This window comes from Amycolatopsis sp. NPDC051106, from assembly GCF_040682775.1.
Classification (GTDB): Bacteria; Actinomycetota; Actinomycetes; order Mycobacteriales; family Pseudonocardiaceae; genus Amycolatopsis.
In genome coordinates this window covers 141,213-159,723 of the sequence record NZ_JBFBBQ010000003.1, presented here as the reverse complement: position 1 = coordinate 159,723, position 18,511 = coordinate 141,213, and the positions used below count along the sequence as shown (strand labels likewise).

The window sequence follows — 18,511 nt, the reverse complement described above, 5'->3', positions numbered from 1 at the left end:
GGTGCATCCCACGCACCGAACGCCACATTGGGTGCGTCTGACGCACCCAACGCCACATTGGGGCGCTCCCGCGCACCGCTCACGCCAGGTCCGCCAGCAGGCCCATGTCCGCGATGATCGCCCGCGCCGCCCGCAGTGCCGGGACCGCCTGGACCGCGCCGCTCCCCTCGCCGAGCCGCAGCCCGAAGTCCAAGATCGGCTCCAGTCCCAGAGCTTTCAACGCGAACGCCTGCGAAGGCTCGGTGGACCGGTGCCCGGCCAGCCACCACTGCTCCGCCCCCGGTGCGATGTCCCGCGCGACCAGGGCCGCCGCGCCCGAGAACACCCCGTCCAGCAGCACCGGGATCCGCCGCAGCGCCGCCTCGACCAGGAACCCCGCCGTCGCCGCCACGCACGCGCTGCCCAAAGCCGTCAAACGCGAGAACGGGTCCTCGACCCGGCCCGAAGTCCGCGCCAGCGCCGCCGCGACCGCCGCCGTCTTGCGCTCCAGTCCCGCGGCGTCGACGCCCGTTCCCGTGCCGACCACCTCGGCCGCCGGCAGGCCGAGCGAGGCCGCCACCAGCGCCGCGCACATCGCCGTGTTGCCGATCCCCATGTCGCCCGGGATCAGCACGTCCGCGTCCGCTTCCTCCCGGGTGATCGCCCGGCCGGCATCGAACGCCGCCTGCGCCTCGCCCGGCGCCAAAGCGTCCTCGACGTCGATCGAGCCCGACCCGCGGCGGATCTTGTGCGCCGTGACCGACGCCGGTACGTCCGCGCCGTCCCAGTCGACGCCCAGGTCGGCCACCCGGACCTTCGCGCCGACCTGCGCCGCCAGGACGTTCACGCCGCTCTTGCCGGCGAGGAACACCCGCACCATCGCCGCGGTCACCTCGCGCGGGTACGCCGAGAGCGCCGACACGCCGTGGTCGCCCGCGAAGACGACCACCCGGACGTCGTCCAGCGGGCGCGGCGGCACGCTCCCGTGCGCCGCCGCGAGCCAGGCGGCGATCTCCTCCAGCCTGCCGAGCGCGCCGAGCGGCTTGACCAGGCCGTCGAGCCGCTCGAGTGCGGCGGCGCGGGCGGCGGGGTCGGGCACGGGAACGTCGAACACGGGCGCCTCCTGGCTACAGGTCGAGCGCCCGGCCCGCGACGACCAGCACGACCCGGTCGGCGTCGGCGGACACCCGGTTGTTCAGTGCGCCCAGCACATCACGGAACAGCCGTCCGGACGACGTTGCGGGCACCACACCGCTGCCGACCTCGTTGCTGACCGCGATCACCGGCACGCGCGCCGCGGCCCAGGCGGCCAGGAAGTCCTCGAGCCGGTCGTCCAGCCGGTGCTCCCAGCCCGGCTTCTGCCGCCACGCGCCGACGTCGTCCAGCACGCGGGAGAGCCAGGTGCCGAGGCAGTCGATCAGCAGCGGCTCGGTCGCGTTGCGGAGGGTGCCCGCCAGGTCCGTGGTCTCGACGGTCTTCCAGTGCGCCGGCCGCCGCGCCTGGTGCGCGGCCACGCGCGCGGCCCACTCGGGATCGTCGTCGCTCGCGGGAAGGCCGGGCGCGACGTAGACGAGGTGCGAGTGGTGGGCGGCGAGCCGCTCGGCGTGCCGGGACTTCCCCGAACGGACGCCACCGAGGACCAGCACCTTGCTGTCGTCGCGTCCGTACCGGCGAAGGGCGCGTGCCAGTGTCTCGAGGTAGCCGGCGAGCCGGGACGTCAGCCCCGCCGACGGTTTCTTGCCCGTGGAAGAGGCGTTGGGCTCCGCCGACGTTCTCTTTCCCGCGGAGGCGGCGTTGGGCACAGTCATACCCGGCATTGTGGTGCACGCGCTACCGTGCGCCACGTGCCACTCCGTCTAGGGACAACCGCGGCCGGACTCGTGACCGGATATGTCGCCGACACCCTGTTCGGCGACCCCCGACGGGGGCACCCGGTCGCGCTCTTCGGTTCGGCGGCGGGGCGCCTCGAACGCGTCCTGTGGACGGACTCGAAGCCGCGCGGAGCCGCGTACGCGGGGTTGTGCGCCTTCGGTGCTGTCGGCCTCGGCGTCGCGCTTCAGACGGCGACACGGCGACGTCCCTTCGCACGCTTCGCGCTCACTGCGACGTGTACGTGGGTAGTGCTCGGCGGACGCGGCCTCGCCGCCGAAGGCGCCGAAATGGCCCGCTTGCTCGAAGCGGGCGAAGTACCTTCGGCGCGTACACGGCTCTCGCACCTCTGCGCGCGCGACGCGACGACGCTCGACTCCGCCGAGCTGACCCGCGCGGCGACCGAGTCGATCGCCGAGAACACCTCGGACGCCGTGGTGGCGCCGTTGTTCTGGGGCGCGGTCGCCGGGATGCCCGGGCTGCTCGGCTACCGCGCGCTCAACACGCTCGACGCGATGGTCGGGTACCGGTCACCGCGCTACCGCCGCTTCGGGTGGGCCGCGGCGCGGGCCGACGACGTGGCCAACCTGGTGCCGTCGCGGCTCGGAGCGGCGCTCACGGCGTTGTGCGCGCCGCTGGCGGGAGGCCGCACGCGAGGCGCGTGGCGGGTCTGGCGCCGCGACGGCGGGCAGCACCCGAGCCCGAACGCGGGCCAGGTCGAGGCGGCGTTCGCGGGGGCGCTGGACATCCGCCTCGGCGGGACGAACAGCTACGGCGGCGAAGTGGAGAGCCGGGCACGGCTGGGTGAGGGACGCGATCCGGAGCCGGTCGACCTGAGGAGAGCGGTGCGGCTGTCCCGGCTGGTGGGGGTGGCCGCGGTGGTGGTGGCCGCCGGGGCGGCAGCCCCCGCCCTGTCTTGGGTGCGGCCCGGCAAAGTCGGGGCGGCGCGGCCGGTGACGGTCGCGATGGCACCGCCGAGTGTCTTGAATGAGTCATTCAGGACCTCCCAGGTCTTGAATGACTCATTCAAGACACCGAGGCGTCCGTGGAAGACCGCCGCGCGCACGGGAACCTGGCGAAGTCGATGGGCGGGTGCGCTCGGCTGGGATTCGCGACGTTCGGACCGCGGGCGAACGCTGGTGACCCGTTCCGCATCCGCGGTCGTGGCCGCCGCGGGGACTGCTCGATGAGCGGCCTCCTGATCGCCGGGACGACGTCCGATGCAGGCAAGAGCCTCGTCACCGCCGGGGTCTGCCGGTGGCTTGCCCGCCAGGGCGTCCGCGTCGCCCCCTTCAAAGCGCAGAACATGTCCAACAACTCCATGGTCTGCGCCGACGGGGCCGAGATCGGGCGCGCCCAGTGGCTGCAGGCGCGCGCCGCGCGGGTCGAGCCCGAAGCCGCCATGAATCCTGTGCTGCTCAAGCCCGGCAGTGATCGGCGCAGTCACGTCGTCGCGCTCGGGAAACCCTTCGGGACCCTCGAAGCCGGCGAGTACGCCACCGGCCGCGCCGGGCTCGCCGAGATCGCCTTCGCGGCCTACGAAGACCTCAGCTCCCGCTACGACGTCGTCGTCTGCGAAGGCGCCGGCAGTCCCGCCGAGATCAACCTGCGCGGCGGCGACTACGTCAACCTGGGGCTCGCGCGGCGGTTCGGGCTGCCCGTGCTCGTTGTCGGCGACATCGACCGCGGGGGTGTCCTGGCCGCCATGTTCGGCACCCTCGCCCTGCTCTCCGCCGAGGACCAGGCACTCGTCGCCGGCTGGGTGGTCAACAAGTTCCGCGGCGACGTCGGCCTGCTGCGGCCCGGCCTGGACAGCCTCGAGAAGGTGACCGGCCGGCCGGTGCTGGGCGTGCTCCCGTGGCTCGACCGCGTCTGGATCGACTCCGAGGACGCCCTCGCCGCCGCGGGCTGGCGCCGCGAGGCCCACGGCCGGGGGCTGGCGGTGGCCGTCGTGCGCTTCCCGCGTGCGTCCAACGCCACCGACGTCGACGCCCTCGCCGCCGAACCCGGCGTCACCGTGACGCTCACGGCCGACCCCGACACCGTCGCGGCGGCGGACGTCGTGGTGCTGCCCGGCTCGCGCGCCACCGTGGCCGACCTCGCCTGGCTGCGCGACCGCGGTCTCGACACGGCGGTGGCCGCCCGCGCCGCGGCGGGCCGGCCCGTGCTCGGCATCTGCGGCGGCTACCAGATGCTCGCCGAGTCCATTGTGGACGACGTCGAGTCCGGGGCCGGCGCGGTACCGGGCCTCGGCCTGCTGCCGGCGCGGGTCGCGTTCGCCGAAGAGAAAGTGCTCGCCCGCCCGTCGGGGGAGTGGCGCGGCACCCGCGTCGACGCGTACGAGATCCACCACGGCTCGGTGACGATGGCATCGGCGCAGGAGTCCTTTTTGGACGGCGTACGCCAGGGCCCGGTCTGGGGCACGATGTGGCACGGCGCCTTCGAGAACGACGACTTCCGCCGCGCGTGGCTCACGGAAGCGGCGGCCCAGGCCGGGGTCGGCTGGACGCCGTCGGCGGACGCGCCCGGCTTCGCCGACCTCCGCGAGGAGATGCTGGAAAAGCTGGCCGACGCGATCGGCGAGCACCTGGACACGGCGGCCCTGCGCACCCTCCTGGAGCTGGGCGCGCCGAAGGACCTGCCGTTCGTCCCGCCCGGCGCGCCCTAGCGCAACGGGTCCTCGAGCCCGCTGTCCGGCTTCGCCGCCACGTCCGGGTGCAGCCGGGCGTCCGCTCGACGCACTTCGCGGGTGAGACCCAGCAGGACGATCGCGGCCGGGACCGCCATGAAGACCAGCACGAACACGTGCCCTCGCGACGCCGCCCCGGTGACCAGGCCGCACAAACCGAGAACGATCCCCGGACCGCTCACCCAATACGGCAGGAACTGTGCCCAGGGCGACCGCTTCCCGGTGCGCAGCCAGTACAGAGTACCGATCAGCAGCACCGCGAAAGGCACGGTGACCACCACCCAGACGGCCGTCCACTCGCCCACGCCGACCGAGGTCAGCCAGTCTGCCCCGATCGGCGTGAGCGCCATGAGCGCCAAGGTCATGAACACGACCTTGATCGTCAGCCGGATCGTCGCCGGGTTCGCCACCGTTGCCCCCTCGTCGTCCACCGCACCACGCCTGAAGGGGCCGGACGGTTGCCGGTCACGAGGTCACGATGCGGTGACGGCGGCCTTCCTGGTGAGCGACTTCTCCGCAAGCGCGCCGAACGCCAGGCCCAGCGCCAGCCACAGCGTCACCTGGGTGCCGACCGACGCCGTGCGGAAGCTCCACAGCGTCGAGGCCGGGAAGTCCGCCGGGACCTCGTCGACCGCCGGCATCAGCCAGGCCACCACGCCGATCACGACGAGGTAGCCCGCCGCGGCCAGGAGGAAGCCGTTCCAGGCGCCGAAGCGGTCCGCGAGCTTGCGGCCGGACACCGTCGCGAGGATGCCCACCAGCAGCGACACCGCGACGAACCCGAAGTACAGCTCGGTGCGCGAGCCGATCGTGCCCGGCTGGCCCACCGCCGGCGGGTTGGCCGGATACTTCAGGAACGGCACCAGGAACGCCACGGCGAACGCGCCGCCGGTGAGCAGCAGCGCCGTCACGCGAGGGCGGAGGGTGCCGAGGCGGCCCTGGGCGAACGCGAAGGCGAGCGAGAGCAGTCCGCCGATCGCGACGCCGTAGACCACGACGCCGGTGAGCAGCCCGACGGTGCTCTGGATGTCCCTGGGGACGAGCTCTTCTTCAGGTTCTTCCGCCGGCGCGGGAGTGGCGCCCGCGTCGTGGGAATGGGAATGGGTGTGGCCACCGGACTCTTCGAGGCCGATGGCGGTGGTGACGGACGGCTCGCCGAAGGCGTAGGCGAAACCGAACGCGAGCACGCCGGCGATCAGGCCCGCGAGCATGCCGCGGACCAGCAGGGTCTTCATCATGGGAGGTCGTGCCGCCGCTCAGTGGCAGGGGAAGGCCAGCAGGTGCCGGCCGTCGTGCACGAACTCGTGGACGTAGTTGTTCGCGAAGACCGCGAACGCGCCTTGCTCGGCGCTGACGAAGTACAGCGCGATCAGCGCGAGGAGCACCACGAACACCGCCCACGGCACGATCTCACGGATCGGGATGCGGATCGGGAGCGGGACGGCGGGAGCTGCCGTGTGGGACATGAGCGTGGCCTCCTCGGGCTTTCGCGGCCTCATCGGGGACTGCACGAAGGGATCCGGGTCTGGCTTCCCCCTGGCGGGGGTCACAGTGGCGCGACCGCGCGGACTTGCACCGCGTTCCGGAATCTCCTCGTCTGGCCGGTTGAGCGTAGGTCCGCCGTTCGGGCTCCGTCAATGTGACAATGCCGCGGTGACTCGAATGGTGGCGGCCCTCGATGTGGGCGGGACGACGATCAAGGCGGCGTTGCTGGACGAGCAGCTCCAGCCCCAGGCGGCGCTGCGCGCGGAGACGGCGCGCAGCGCGGACGGCACGGCATTGGCCGCGCAGGTCGCGGACATCGTGGCCGCGTTGACCTCGCAGGCCGGTATCGGGGCGCCGGCCGCGGTCGGCGTCGTCGTGCCCGGGATCGTGGACGAGGAGACCCGCGTCTGCCATTTCTCGGCCAACCTCGACTGGCGCGAGGTCCCCTTCGGCGAGCTGCTGGAAGACCGGCTCGGGCTGCCGGTGGCGTTCGGGCACGACGTCACCGCGGGCGGCATCGCCGAGTTCCGCGTCGGCGCGGGGCAGGGCGCGACGAACGCGGCGTTCATCCCGGTCGGGACCGGGATCGCGGCCGCGCTGCTGCTCGACGGCCGGATCCACCGCGCGCACGGGCAGGCGGGCGAGGTCGGGCACATCGACGTCGGCCACCCCGGCAAGTGCGGCTGCGGCGCGATCGGCTGCCTGGAGGCGATTTCCTCGGCGGCGGCGATCGCCCGCCGCTACACCGAACGCACCGGCCGCGCGGTCGACGGCGCCCGCGAGGTCGTCGAGCGGGCCCGCCACGGGGACGAGGTCGCCGTGGCGGTGGTGCAGGACGCGCTCGATGGTCTGGGCCACGGGATCCGCACGTTGCTGACGCTGCTGGGGCCGGAGGTGATCGTCCTCGGAGGCGGGTTGTTCACGGCGGCGGACTACGTGCTGGAGCCGGTGCGGGAGTGGCTGGCTTCACACCTGACGTTCCAGCGGATGCCGGAGCTGCGGATCGCGAAGCTGGGCGACGAGGCCGGGCGGCTGGGAGCGGGGTTGCTGGCCTTGGACCGCCTGGTGGAGCGGTGAGCCACGGGCCCGCGCGGTGAACGGCTCTTCCCACCCGTGGAACCGTTCGCCGGCAACGGAAACGCGGGCCCTGTCCGGGACCCGCGTTTCCGATCAGTGCCTCAGTGACTCAGTGCTTCGGCCGGAAGTGGCTCAGTACCACCACTGCGACTTGCCACCGGCGATGTAGTCCCACAGCTGCAGCCGCGTGCCGTTGGCGCCGACCGAACCCTCGCCGGTCAGGTACCGGTTGTTCTGCGGGCTCTGCAGCCGCAGGTAGCCCTCCGGGTTCACGGTGTCGGCCCACCACTGGTTCTTGGCGCCGGCGCGGTAGTCCCACAGCTGGATCTTGGTGCCGTTGGCGCCGGCCGTGCCGAGGTCGGCGTCGAGGTACCGGCCGCTCTGCACGTTCTGGAAGCGCAGGTAGCCCTCCGGGATGCGGGTGATGTAGAACGCCTGGTTCGCGGCGTACACGTCGCAGTCCCACAGCTGCATCTTCGTGCCGTTGGCGCCGATGGTGCCCAGGTCCCCGTCCCAGCAACGGCCGAACGCGGCCGACTCGATCAGGTAGGCGTCGGCCTCGGCGACCTGCGCGCCCGCGACCCCGGCGGTGGACCGGTGCGCGGCACCGACCTTCGCCGGCCGCAGCTTGATCCCGCCGGCGAGCGCCGAAACCGCGGTTCCCTGCCCCTCGGCCGGAGCCGGCGCCGCGCCGGCCTGCGGGACGGACACGAGGCCGAACAGCCCCGCCGCCGCGGCGACCGTCACCATCAGCCGCTTCATCTTCGTCATCGTTCCCCTTTTCGTCGGTTCACCCGTGGTCACGAAGGAAGAAGGCAGGCGCGAACCGGCCCCGGGCCACCGTGGACCCGGCGCGAGGACGTGCCGGCGAATCCCCCTCGTCGAGACCGTCAAACCCCCGAAAGCGGTCTCCGAAACCATCATTCAGTGCGCTCCCGCCGTCGTCGAGGTCATTTCCGCGAGGGGACAGAACGCACGTCAGGCGTGTAACGGAACGGATGCGGCGCCGATAGACGGGCAGACACCAGGGGGAGCACGTGCGCATCGAGCTGACGTTGCGGGACCTCGTCCGCGTCGGGCTCGCGGCCGCGGCCGATCCGATGGGCGAGCTCGCCGCGAGCCTGCAGGTCCTGCAACGGCGGGACGGCGGCCGCGCGGCGGCTTCGGCGGCGTTCAACCGGTGGCGCTACCGCGTGTGGCAGAGCCTGCCCGACTCGGCCGCGGTGCTCATGTGGCTCTGCCGGCCGGACGCGCCGATCCCGGAGTTCCTGCTGCCCGCGGCGGGGCGCTACGAGCTGGAGTCCGGGCTCACGGCGGTGCTCAAGACCGATTCGGTGAGCCTGAAGACGGCGTTGCGCACGGCGCCGGCCGATCACGACCTGCCGTCGTGGGCCGCCGCGCTGGCGGACGGCGACACCGCGGGTCTTCCGCGGCTGGTCCAGGCCATGCGTGAATACCACGAGCTCGCGCTCGCCCCGGGCTGGGACACGGTGTCCGGCCAGGTGGACGCCGACCTCGGGATGCGCACGCAGCTGCTGCTCCACGGCGGTGTCGACGCGCTGCTGACCGGCCTCCGCCCGCTGGTGCGCTGGGAGGCGCCGATCCTGGAGACCGAAGACCGGATCCCGGGCACGGTCCCGTCGGAGGGCACCGGCCTGCTGCTGGTGCCGACGTACTTTTCGGTGTGCGCGGCCCTGGTCCCCGCGGCCCCGGGCGGCACGCCGCGGCTGCACTACCCGTGCGTCCGCCAGGCCGCGCCGCCCGCGGGCTTCGGGCGTGGCGCGCGCAAGGCGTCGGGCAAGGCGCTGGCGGAGCTGCTGGGCCCGACCCGCGCGGCCGCGCTGACGGTCCTGGAGGTGGGCTGCTCGACGTCCGAGCTGGCGGCGCGGCTGGGGGTCACGCCGTCGGCGGTCAGCAAGCACACCACGGTGCTGCGGCGCGCCGGGCTGATCATCACGCACCGCGAGCGCAACACCGTGCTGCATTCGCTCACCCCGCTGGGAAGCGCTCTCCTGGACGGCTGAGCGGCGGCGAATCACCTTTCGCCCCGCTTTCGCGTATTCGGTTACCGGTCATTTCCACGTCAGTTCCGCCGGACCCGGTAGCGGAATTCCCGCGGCCGCCGACATCCGCCCCGAGAACGCGGGAGGCGGAAATGAAATCAGGACGTTGGCAGCCGGTCGTGCTGATCGCGATCGTGAGCGGGGTGATCGGGGTCGCGGGCTGTGCCACCGGCCCGGTCGACCGGCGGGCGCTGTGCACCCAATTCGATGAACTGGGTCAGGAATTCCTGACCTCGAGCGGGTTGTTCGACAACGCCGTTTTCTCGAGTGCCGGCGATCTGGGGGATCTGGCCGGCCGGTACCAGGGCGGCGGGCTGAGCGCGGACGCCGCCGCGCTGGAGCGGATCTCCGACGCCGACCGGACGAACGGCTTCGAGCTGGAGCGCGCCACGGCCGGGACCGCGGAGGTCTGCGGGCACCCGCTCGGCATCGGGACGACGAGCTACGCGGGCACCGGCGGCGGCAGCACCCGGGCGGACGGCGGCTACGGGAGCTACGGCTATTCGACGCCCACGACGTCGACGGCGTCCGTGCCGTACACCTACACCGAGCCACCGACGTCGTCGGCACCGACGACCTCGGCCGGCGACGAGACATCCGCCCAGAGCACGCTCCGGCAGCAGGTGGACACCGACCGGACCCAGGTGGAAGTCCTGGCGGGTCAGTGGGTTCCGCAGCTGTCGTCGAAGAACCACGGCTTGGTCGCGGACGGAAGGACCTACGACTACCGCGCGATCTGGGCCGACTTCACCTCGACCCGCCAGTCGTACCCGTCGGCCCTGCTGCTCTGGTCCGGCGACTACACGAGCTACACCAAGGGCGACTTCTGGGTCACGGTGGCGAGCCGCTCGTTCGGTTCCGGCGCCGAGGCCAACGCCTGGTGCGTCGCCGAGCACCTCGACGCCGACCACTGCTTCGCCAAGCTCGTTTCGCACAGCCACGGCCCCAAGGGCAGCACCCTGCCCCGCTGAACCCACCAGGAAAGGAATTGTCATGAGCGCCTACGAAGTTTTCAGCCTGCTCAGCGGCGTCGTCATGGTCGGGGTCGCCTTCGCGCCCAAGATCAAGGCGTCCGAACGGTTCTGGGCCGTCGTCAGCGGAGTTCTCCTGATCGGCTACGCGATCTACGTCGCCAACCAGACGAGCGGGACCTTCTCCTTCCCGTGGATCATCTTCGTGATCCCCTTCGCCGCCGCGGGCTACCTCGTGGTGCAGGCCGTCACGAGGAGCCGCGAGACCGACGACCAGCGGGCCGGCGACCGGCAGAACGAAGATCAGACTCGGTGAAGCTCAACCGAGCTTGGCCGTCGCCTCCACGAGTTCCGACAGGGCTTCCCGGGCCACTTCGCCGAAGTCCCGTTCGTTCGCCGGGGCCACCCAGCGGGCGAAGCCCGTCGTGAACGCCAGCCCGCCGATCTCGGCGGCCAGGCTCGCCGCCGGGTCGGGGACGCCACGCTCTCGCAGCGCGTCGGCCATCGCGGCGCGGAGCTTGGCCTTTTTCAACAGTTCGCGCTCGCGCAGGTCGGTGTGGCCCGCGACGACCGTCTGGACCTTGCGCGCCCACTCGCGGTGGTCCGGGCCGAACGCCGTCTCGGTGGCCGTCAGCGCGGCCGAGATCGCCTCGATCGGGGTCGCCGAGGTGGGGGCGGCGGCGATCGCCTCCGCGAAGATGCGGCTCAGGATGTCCTGGCCCGCGAACAGCACCTCGCGCTTGTCGGTGAAGTGCCGGAAGAACGTCCGCTTGGTCAGGCCGGCGCGCTCGGTGATCTCCGCGACCGTCACCTCGTCGTAGCCGCGTTCGAGGAACGACTCCACCGCGGCGCGCACCAGCCGCTCGCGTGCGTTCGGCTCCCAGCGGCTCATGCCTCCAGCTTAAGCGATGACACCCGGTGCCGTCAGACGTGGTAGCTTGACGGCACCAAGTGTCATCACAGGGAGGTTCTCATGCGTGTCTTCGTCACCGGTGCGAACGGCTGGATCGGCTCGGCCCTCGTGCCCGAGCTGCTCGACGCCGGCCACCAGGTCGTCGGCCTCGCCCGATCGGACGCGGCCGCGGCGGCCGTCGAAAAGATGGGCGCCGACGTGCTCCGCGGCGACCTGGCCGATCTCGAAACGCTCAAAACCGGAGCCGAAAACGTCGACGGCGTCGTCCACCTCGCCTTCGGCCACGACTTCAGCCGGATGGACGCCGCGATCCGGACCGACGCGGCCGCCGTCGACGCCATGACGGCCGTGCTCGACGGCAAGGCGTTCGTCGCCGCCTCGGGGACGCCGTTCACGGCCGGGCGCGCGGCGACCGAGCAGGACGAAGCCGTCTTCGGGGGCCCGGTGGCCGGCCGGGCGGACATCGCCCGCGCCGTTCTCGCGACGACGGACCGCGGCGTCCGCGCGTCCCTCGTCCGGCTCCCGCGCTCGGTGCACGGCGAAGGGGACGCCCACGGGCTCATCGCGCGGCTCGTCGACGCGGGGCGGCAGAAGGGCATCGCGGCCTACGTCGGCGACGGGACGGCCCGCTGGCCGGCGGTGCACGTCCTGGACGCGGCCCACCTCTTCCGCCTGACGCTGGAGCAAGCGCCCGCGGGTTCCGTGCTGCACGCGGTGGGCGACGAGGGCGTGGCCATCCGCGACGTCGCGGAGGTGGTCGGCCGCCGGCTCGGCCTGCCGGTCACGTCCGTCGAAGCCGACGAACTCGGCTTCCTCGGCGCGCTCCTGGCGATCGACCAGCCGGCGTCCGCCGAACTGACCCGGGAGCTGCTCGGCTGGCAGCCGGCGCACCCCGGGCTGCTGGACGACCTCGAAAAGGGTTACTACGGCTGAAAGTGGGACAGCGCCGGCGGAGGTGGCGACAGTGACACCTCCGCCGGCGCCGGGTCTTACGCGAGCGGCCGGTCCGTCGGCGCGATCGGCCGGGGCAGCACCTCGCGCCCGGTCAGGTAGGCGTCGACGCCGGCCGCGGCGCTGCGGCCCTCCGCGATCGCCCAGACGATCAGGGACTGGCCGCGGCCCATGTCGCCGGCCACGAAGACGTTGTCCAGGCTCGTCTTGAAGGCCTTGTCGCGCGCCACGTTGCCGCGCGCGTCCAGCTCGACGCCGAGGTCCTCGAGCAGGCCCTTCTTCTGCGGTCCGAGGAAGCCCATCGCGAGCAGGACGAGCTGCGCGGGCAGCTCGCGCTCCGACCCTTCGACGGGGACGAACTTGCCGCCCTCGTTGCGCACCTCGACCAGCTTCAGGGCCCGGACGCGCCCGGCGGAGTCGCCCAGGAACTCCTGGGTGTTCACCGCGTACATCCGCTCGCCGCCCTCTTCGTGCGCCGAGGACACCCGGTAGATCATCGGGTACGTCGGCCACGGGTGGGCGTCGGACCGGGTCTCCGGCGGCTTGGGCATGATCTCCAGCTGCGTCACCGAACGAGCGCCCTGACGGTGCGACGTCCCGACGCAGTCCGCGCCCGTGTCGCCGCCGCCGATGACGACGACGTCCAGGCCCGCGGCCGAGTAGGGCGACTCGGAAAGCTCGCCCGAAGCGACCCGGTTGGCCGGCGGCAGGAACTCCATCGCCTGGTGGATGCCGTCGAGCTCCCGGCCGGGGATCGGCAGGTCGCGCCAGTCGGTCGCACCCCCGGCCAGCACCACGGCGTCGTACGACGACTGCAGCTCGGCCGCGGTGACGTCGACGCCGACGTTCACCGAGGTGCGGAACTCCGTCCCTTCGGCCTCCATCTGCGCGAGACGCCGGTCGAGGCGGTGCTTCTCCATCTTGAACTCGGGAATGCCGTAGCGCAGCAGCCCGCCGATCTTGTCGGCCCGCTCGAGGACCACGACGCTGTGGCCCGCGCGCGTGAGCTGCTGCGCCGCGGCAAGACCCGACGGGCCGGACCCGACGACCGCGACCTTCTTGCCGGTCTTCGCGGTGGGCGGCTGCGGCGTCACCCAGCCCTCTTCGAAGGCGCGGTCGACGATGGAGATCTCGACGCGCTTGATCGTCACCGGGTCGTCGTTGATCCCGAGCACGCACGCGGTTTCGCACGGCGCCGGGCACAGCGTGCCGGTGAACTCCGGGAAGTTGTTGGTCGCGTGCAGCCGTTCGATGGCCTGCTGCCAGTCTTCCCGCCACACCAGGGTGTTCCATTCCGGGATGAGGTTCCCGAGCGGGCAGCCCTGGTGGCAGAACGGGATGCCGCAGTCCATGCAGCGGCCGGCCTGCTTCTCCAGCTTCGTCGACGCGAAGTCCTCGTAGACCTCGCGCCAGTCCATCAGCCGCAGGTCGACCGGACGGCGCTTCGGCTCTTCGCGGGTGGTGGTCAGAAAGCCCTTGGGGTCAGCCATGTGCGGCCTCCATGATCGCCTCGTTCACGTCGCGCCCGTCGCGCTCGGCCTGCACCTGGGCGGCGAGCACGCGCTTGTAGTCCTTCGGCATGACCTTCCCGAAGCGGTCGACGCCCGCGTCCCAGTCGGCCAGCAGTTCCCGCGCGACGGCGGATTCCGTTTCGTCGTAGTGCTTTTCCAGCGTCTCGCGCAGGAAGTCCGCGTCCTCGGAGTCGAGCGGGTCGAGGTCGACCATCTCCGGGTTGACGCGGTGCGCGGGCAGGTCCAGCACGTAGGCGATGCCGCCGGACATGCCGGCCGCGAAGTTGCGCCCGATCGGGCCGAGCACGACCATCCGACCGCCGGTCATGTACTCGCCGCCGTGGTCGCCGACGCCTTCGACGACGGCCAGCGCGCCCGAGTTGCGCACGCAGAACCGCTCGCCGACCTTGCCGCGGATGAAGATCTCGCCGCTGGTGGCGCCGTAGGCGATCACGTTGCCGGCGATGATGTGGTCCTCGGCGGCGATCCGCGCCTCCTTCGGCGGGCGCACGATCAGCCGGCCGCCGGAGAGGCCCTTGCCGACGTAGTCGTTGCCGTCGCCGTAGAGCCGCAGCGTGATGCCCTTCGGCACGAACGCGCCGAACGACTGACCGGCGGTCCCGGTGAAGGTGACGTCGATGGTGTCGTCGGGCAGGCCCTCGCCGCCCCACCGCCGGGTCAGCTCCGAGCCGAGCATCGTGCCGACGGTCCGGTTGACGTTGCGGACGGGCAGTTCCAGCCGCACCTTGTCGCCGGAGTTCAACGCCCCCTCGGCGAGCTGGATCAGCGTGTTGTCGAGTGCCTTCTCGAGCCCGTGGTCCTGCAGCGTCTGCTGCAGGCGCAGGCCGGCGGGCGCCATGTCGGGCACGTGGAAGATCGGCGACAGGTCCAGCCCGGCCGCCTTCCAGTGGTCGACGGCCTTGCGCTTGTCGAGGAACTCGGCGTGGCCGACGGCCTCGGCGATCGACCGGAAGCCCAGCTCCGCCAGGTACTCGCGGACCTCCTGGGCGATGAACTCGAAGAAGTTGACGACGTACTCGGCCTTGCCGCTGAACTTCTCGCGCAGCTTCGGGTTCTGCGTCGCGACGCCCACCGGGCACGTGTCGAGGTGGCAGACGCGCATCATGATGCAGCCCGACACCACCAGCGGCGCGGTCGCGAAGCCGAACTCCTCGGCGCCGAGCAGCGCCGCGATGACGACGTCGCGGCCGGTCTTGAGCTGGCCGTCGGTCTGCACCACGATCCGGTCGCGCAGCCGGTTGGCCAGCAGCGTCTGCTGCGTCTCGGCCAGGCCGAGCTCCCACGGGCCGCCCGCGTGCTTGATGGACGACAGCGGTGACGCGCCCGTGCCGCCGTCGTGGCCCGAGATGAGCACGACGTCGGCGTGCGCCTTCGAGACACCCGCCGCGACCGTGCCGACGCCGACCTCGGACACCAGCTTCACGTGGATGCGGGCCTTCGGGTTGGCGTTCTTGAGGTCGTGGATCAGCTGCGCCAGGTCCTCGATCGAGTAGATGTCGTGGTGTGGCGGCGGCGAGATGAGGCCGACGCCCGGCGTCGAGAACCGCGTCTTCGCGATCCACGGGTACACCTTCGCGCCGGGCAGCTGCCCGCCTTCGCCGGGCTTGGCACCCTGCGCCATCTTGATCTGGATGTCGTCGGCGTTGACGAGGTACTCGCTCGTGACGCCGAACCGGCCGCTGGCGACCTGCTTCACGGCGCTTCGGCGCTCCGGGTCGTAGAGCCGTTCGGCGTCTTCGCCGCCCTCACCGGTGTTGGACTTCCCGCCGAGGCGGTTCATCGCGATGGCGAGGGTCTGGTGCATCTCCATCGAGATCGAGCCGTAGGAGATCGCGCCGGTGGCGAACCGCTTGACGATCTCCGAGACCGGTTCGACCTCGTCGATCGGCACCGGTGCCCGCTTGCCGTACTCGAAGTCGAACAGCCCGCGCAGCGTCAGCAGCTTCTCGGCCTGGTCGTCGACGGCCTTCGTGTACTCCTTGAAGATCTCGTACTTCCCGGACCGCGTGGAGTGCTGCAGCTTGAACACCGTCTGCGGGTTGAACAGGTGCGGCTCGCCCTCGCGGCGCCACTGGTAGTCCGCGCCGGTCTCCAGCTCGCGGTGGGCGGGACGGACGCCGTCGGCCGGGAACGCGTACGCGTGCCGCTTGGCGACCTCCTCGGCGAGCGTCTCGAAACCGACCCCGCCGAGGCGGGACGTCGTGCCGGTGAAGCAGTTTTCGATGACCTCGTCGCCGAGCCCGATCGCCTCGAAGATCTGCGCGCCGGTGTAGGACGCGACGGTCGAGACGCCCATCTTGGACATCGTCTTGCGGACGCCCTTGCCGAGCGCCTTGATCAGGTTGTACGTCGCTTCCTTCGGCGTCACGCCCGGGATCAGGCCCTGGTGGGCCATCTCCTCGACGGTCGCCATCGCGAGGTACGGGTTGACCGCGGCGACGCCGTAGCCGATGAGCAGCGCGATGTGGTGCACCTCGCGCGCGTCGCCGGCCTCGACGATGAGACCGACCTGCGTGCGCGTCTTCTCGCGGACGAGGTGGTGGTGCACCGCGCCGGTCAGCAGCAGCGAGGGGATCGGCGCGTGGTGCTCGTCGACCCCGCGGTCGGACAGCACGATCAGCCGCGCGCCGTCCTCGATCGCCTCCGACACCTCGGCGCGGATCTCGTCGAGGCGCTGGACCAGCGCCTCGCCGCCGCCGTGGACGTTGTAGCGGCCGAGCACGGTGACGGCCTGGAACTCCGGCAGGTCGCCGTCGTCGTTGACGTGCACGAGCTTGGCGAGCTGGTCGTTGTCGAGCACCGGGAACGGCAGCGCGATCCGGCGGCAGCTGGCGGCGTTGCCCACCAGGAGGTTCGGCTCGGCGCCGATCTGGGTGCCGAGCGCGGTGACGAGCTCCTCGCGGATGGCGTCCAGCGGCGGGTTGGTCACCTGGGCGAACAGCTGGATGAAGTAGTCGAAGATCAGCCGCGGTCGGCTGGACAGCGTCGCGATCGGCGAGTCGTTGCCCATCGAGCCGATTGGCTCCGCGCCGGTGCGGGCCATCGGCTCGAGGATGGCTTCGAGCTCTTCCTCGGTGTAGCCGAACGCCTGCTGGCGGCGCACGAGCGCGGCGTGCAGCGGCACTTCGCGGTCGCGCTCGGGCAGGTCCTCGAGGTTCACCAAGCCGGCTTCGACCCACTCGTCGTACGGGTGCGCGGTGGCCAGTTCGGTCTTGATCTCGTCGTCCTCGACGATCCGGCCCTCGACGGTGTCCACGAGGAACATCCGGCCGGGCTCGAGGCGTCCCTTCCGGACGATCGTCGCCGGGTCGATGTCGAGCACGCCGACCTCGGAGGCGAGCACGACGAGGCCGTCGTCGGTCACCCAGTACCGGCCGGGGCGCAGGCCGTTGCGGTCGAGCACAGCCCCGATCTGGCTGCCGTCGGTGAAGGCGACGAGCGCCGGGCCGTCCCACGGCTCCATGAGCGTCGAGTGGAACTCGTAGAAGGCGCGTCGCGCCGGGTCCATTTCCTGGTGGTTCTCCCAGGCTTCCGGGATCATCATGAGAACCGCGTGCGGCAGGGACCGGCCGCCGAGGTGGAGCAGCTCCAGCACCTCGTCGAAGCTCGCCGAGTCGCTGGCGCCGCGCGTGATGACCGGGTAGATCCGCTTGAGGTCGCCCGGGACCAGGTCGGTTTCGAGGAGGGCTTCGCGGGCGTCCATCCAGTTGCGGTTGCCGCGCAGGGTGTTGATCTCGCCGTTGTGCGCGACGTAGCGGTACGGGTGCGCGAGCGGCCACGACGGGAAGGTGTTGGTGGAGAAGCGGGAGTGCACGAGGCCGATGGCGCTGGTGACGCGCTCGTCGGTCAGGTCGGCGAAGAACCGCTCGACCTGGGGCTCGGTGAGCATTCCTTTGTAGACGATCGTGCGCGAAGACAGGCTCGGGAAGTAGACGTCGTCCTCGACGAGTTCGTGCTCGGCGCGCTTGCGGACGCAGAACGCGCTGCGCTCGATGTGCAGCGGGTCCGAATGCTCCGGCTTCGGGCGCCGCGCGGTGAGGAACAGCTGCGTGAAGTGCGGCATGGTCTCGGCCGCGGTCGGCCCGCAGTGCTCGGTGTGCACGGGCAGCTCGCGCCAGCCGAGGACGCGCATGTCCTCCTCGGCGGCGATGCGCTCGATGGTCGTCATGGCCCGGCCGCGGCGCTTTTCGTCCTGCGGCAGGAAAGCCGTGCCGACGGCGTAGGTGCCGGGCTCGGGGAGCTCGAAGTCCACGACCTCCCGGTAGAACTCGTCCGGGATCTGGATCAGCAGGCCGGCGCCGTCGCCGGTGTCCGGTTCGGCGCCCCGCGCCCCGCGATGTTCCAGGTTGCGCAACGCGACCAGGGCCTTCGCGACGATCGCGTGATCTCGGCGGCCGGTGAGGTCGGCGACGAAGGCGACACCGCAGGCGTCGTGTTCGAAGTCGCTCCGGTAGAGGCCCTCGGCCTCGGCGTTGCTGAGCTGCTGCCCCGTGCGGGACAGGGAACGGGCACGGTGGGTCACGGCTGGCCGCCTCCCAAGGCGTTGGCGCGACCGGTACTCACCTCATCGAGTGGTTCGAGCTGAACCGGTTAACGAAGTGGTCCGGTACCGCGATGGTCAGTCGAGAACAGTTGCTGTTGTCGGCGTGGTCTGAATGCAAGATGCCGCGAAGCGTCGGCCGGGCGTCGATGCTCGGAAACCGGACGCGGGTCATCTGGGAGGCCGCACAGCGCTGGGCAGCCGAACATGTCGGTCCTGCTTGCGCGCACAGACGGACCACTGTGGTGGGGGTCAGCCGGAGCGCGCGGTGTTACTCCCGGGTTCGCCGGGTCTTATGACGATAGTGTGAATTCGCTGTTATCGACATACGTCGTTGTCCCCGGGTGGGAAATGCCACGCTTGCGTTGACGGGCCCCGGGGTAGTCCCATATGCCGGGCCGGCGCTCCCGTCTGTCGGTCGAAGTCGGCTCTGAGCTGCGGA

The 18,511-nt window shown here is 71.6% G+C and carries 15 protein-coding genes and 1 pseudogene; 7 read left to right on the top strand and 9 right to left on the bottom strand.

What is annotated here, in order from left to right; genetic code table 11:
• Positions 1-79: 79 nt before the first annotated feature.
• Complete coding sequence (gene cobT, locus AB0M83_RS04010; RefSeq protein ID WP_364512104.1) at positions 80-1,093, bottom strand: nicotinate-nucleotide--dimethylbenzimidazole phosphoribosyltransferase; 1,014 nt, start codon at positions 1,091-1,093, stop codon at positions 80-82.
• A gap of 13 nt (positions 1,094-1,106) precedes the next feature.
• On the bottom strand, positions 1,107-1,787 hold the full coding sequence (gene cobU, locus AB0M83_RS04005) for a bifunctional adenosylcobinamide kinase/adenosylcobinamide-phosphate guanylyltransferase (RefSeq protein ID WP_364512101.1): 681 nt from the start codon (positions 1,785-1,787) through the stop codon (positions 1,107-1,109).
• Positions 1,788-1,823: 36 nt separating this feature from the next.
• On the opposite strand from cobU, the pseudogene AB0M83_RS04000 reads away from it, so the two are divergent.
• Positions 1,824-2,747: pseudogene (locus AB0M83_RS04000) on the top strand (cobalamin biosynthesis protein); the annotation flags it as partial.
• Between the two features lie 287 nt (positions 2,748-3,034).
• Positions 3,035-4,516: a cobyric acid synthase gene (locus AB0M83_RS03995; RefSeq protein WP_364512098.1), complete on the top strand. Its 1,482-nt coding sequence runs from the start codon at positions 3,035-3,037 to the stop codon at positions 4,514-4,516.
• On the opposite strand, the gene AB0M83_RS03990 is transcribed toward AB0M83_RS03995, so the two are convergent.
• The 3 genes from AB0M83_RS03990 to AB0M83_RS03980 are packed head-to-tail and all read right to left on the bottom strand — an operon-like array spanning position 4,513 to position 6,003.
• Positions 4,513-4,968 (bottom strand): hypothetical protein, encoded by a 456-nt coding sequence (locus AB0M83_RS03990; protein WP_364512096.1) that lies wholly within the window; start codon positions 4,966-4,968, stop codon positions 4,513-4,515. The genes AB0M83_RS03995 and AB0M83_RS03990 overlap by 4 nt on opposite strands.
• 42 nt (positions 4,969-5,010) lie before the next feature.
• Positions 5,011-5,775 carry a CbtA family protein gene (locus tag AB0M83_RS03985; RefSeq protein ID WP_364512093.1) on the bottom strand — a complete coding sequence of 255 codons (765 nt, stop codon included), beginning with the start codon at positions 5,773-5,775 and terminating at the stop codon, positions 5,011-5,013.
• Between the two features lie 18 nt (positions 5,776-5,793).
• On the bottom strand, positions 5,794-6,003 hold the full coding sequence (locus AB0M83_RS03980) for a CbtB-domain containing protein (RefSeq protein ID WP_364512090.1): 210 nt from the start codon (positions 6,001-6,003) through the stop codon (positions 5,794-5,796).
• Between the two features lie 196 nt (positions 6,004-6,199).
• Between AB0M83_RS03980 and AB0M83_RS03975 the strand changes: the two genes are divergently transcribed.
• Positions 6,200-7,099, top strand: a complete 900-nt coding sequence (locus AB0M83_RS03975; protein ID WP_364512364.1) for an ROK family protein — start codon at positions 6,200-6,202, stop codon at positions 7,097-7,099.
• A 132-nt stretch (positions 7,100-7,231) separates the two neighbouring features.
• Here the strand turns inward: AB0M83_RS03975 and AB0M83_RS03970 are convergent, their stop codons facing one another.
• On the bottom strand, positions 7,232-7,870 hold the full coding sequence (locus tag AB0M83_RS03970; RefSeq protein ID WP_364512087.1) for an RICIN domain-containing protein: 639 nt from the start codon (positions 7,868-7,870) through the stop codon (positions 7,232-7,234).
• 266 nt (positions 7,871-8,136) lie between these two features.
• Here AB0M83_RS03970 and AB0M83_RS03965 point away from each other — a divergent pair, with 266 nt between their 5' ends.
• From AB0M83_RS03965 to AB0M83_RS03955, 3 genes are all read left to right on the top strand, one after another.
• Positions 8,137-9,123 carry a winged helix-turn-helix domain-containing protein gene (locus AB0M83_RS03965; RefSeq protein ID WP_364512084.1) on the top strand — a complete coding sequence of 329 codons (987 nt, stop codon included), beginning with the start codon at positions 8,137-8,139 and terminating at the stop codon, positions 9,121-9,123.
• Between the two features lie 131 nt (positions 9,124-9,254).
• On the top strand, positions 9,255-10,133 hold the full coding sequence (locus tag AB0M83_RS03960; protein WP_364512081.1) for a hypothetical protein: 879 nt from the start codon (positions 9,255-9,257) through the stop codon (positions 10,131-10,133).
• A 22-nt stretch (positions 10,134-10,155) separates the two neighbouring features.
• Positions 10,156-10,449: a hypothetical protein gene (locus tag AB0M83_RS03955; protein WP_364512078.1), complete on the top strand. Its 294-nt coding sequence runs from the start codon at positions 10,156-10,158 to the stop codon at positions 10,447-10,449.
• A 3-nt stretch (positions 10,450-10,452) separates the two neighbouring features.
• Here the strand turns inward: AB0M83_RS03955 and AB0M83_RS03950 are convergent, their stop codons facing one another.
• Positions 10,453-11,025 (bottom strand): helix-turn-helix domain-containing protein, encoded by a 573-nt coding sequence (locus AB0M83_RS03950; RefSeq protein ID WP_364512075.1) that lies wholly within the window; start codon positions 11,023-11,025, stop codon positions 10,453-10,455.
• Between the two features lie 81 nt (positions 11,026-11,106).
• On the opposite strand from AB0M83_RS03950, the gene AB0M83_RS03945 reads away from it, so the two are divergent.
• Positions 11,107-11,979 carry an SDR family oxidoreductase gene (locus tag AB0M83_RS03945; protein WP_364512072.1) on the top strand — a complete coding sequence of 291 codons (873 nt, stop codon included), beginning with the start codon at positions 11,107-11,109 and terminating at the stop codon, positions 11,977-11,979.
• 56 nt (positions 11,980-12,035) lie between these two features.
• Here the strand turns inward: AB0M83_RS03945 and AB0M83_RS03940 are convergent, their stop codons facing one another.
• Both AB0M83_RS03940 and gltB read right to left on the bottom strand, forming a co-directional pair.
• Positions 12,036-13,487 (bottom strand): glutamate synthase subunit beta, encoded by a 1,452-nt coding sequence (locus AB0M83_RS03940; RefSeq protein WP_364512069.1) that lies wholly within the window; start codon positions 13,485-13,487, stop codon positions 12,036-12,038.
• The gene (gene gltB / locus AB0M83_RS03935) at positions 13,480-18,051 is read right to left on the bottom strand and encodes a glutamate synthase large subunit (RefSeq protein ID WP_364512066.1); all 4,572 of its coding nucleotides are present in this window, start codon (positions 18,049-18,051) and stop codon (positions 13,480-13,482) included. The genes AB0M83_RS03940 and gltB overlap by 8 nt, the downstream gene beginning before the upstream one ends.
• Positions 18,052-18,511: the final 460 nt, after the last annotated feature.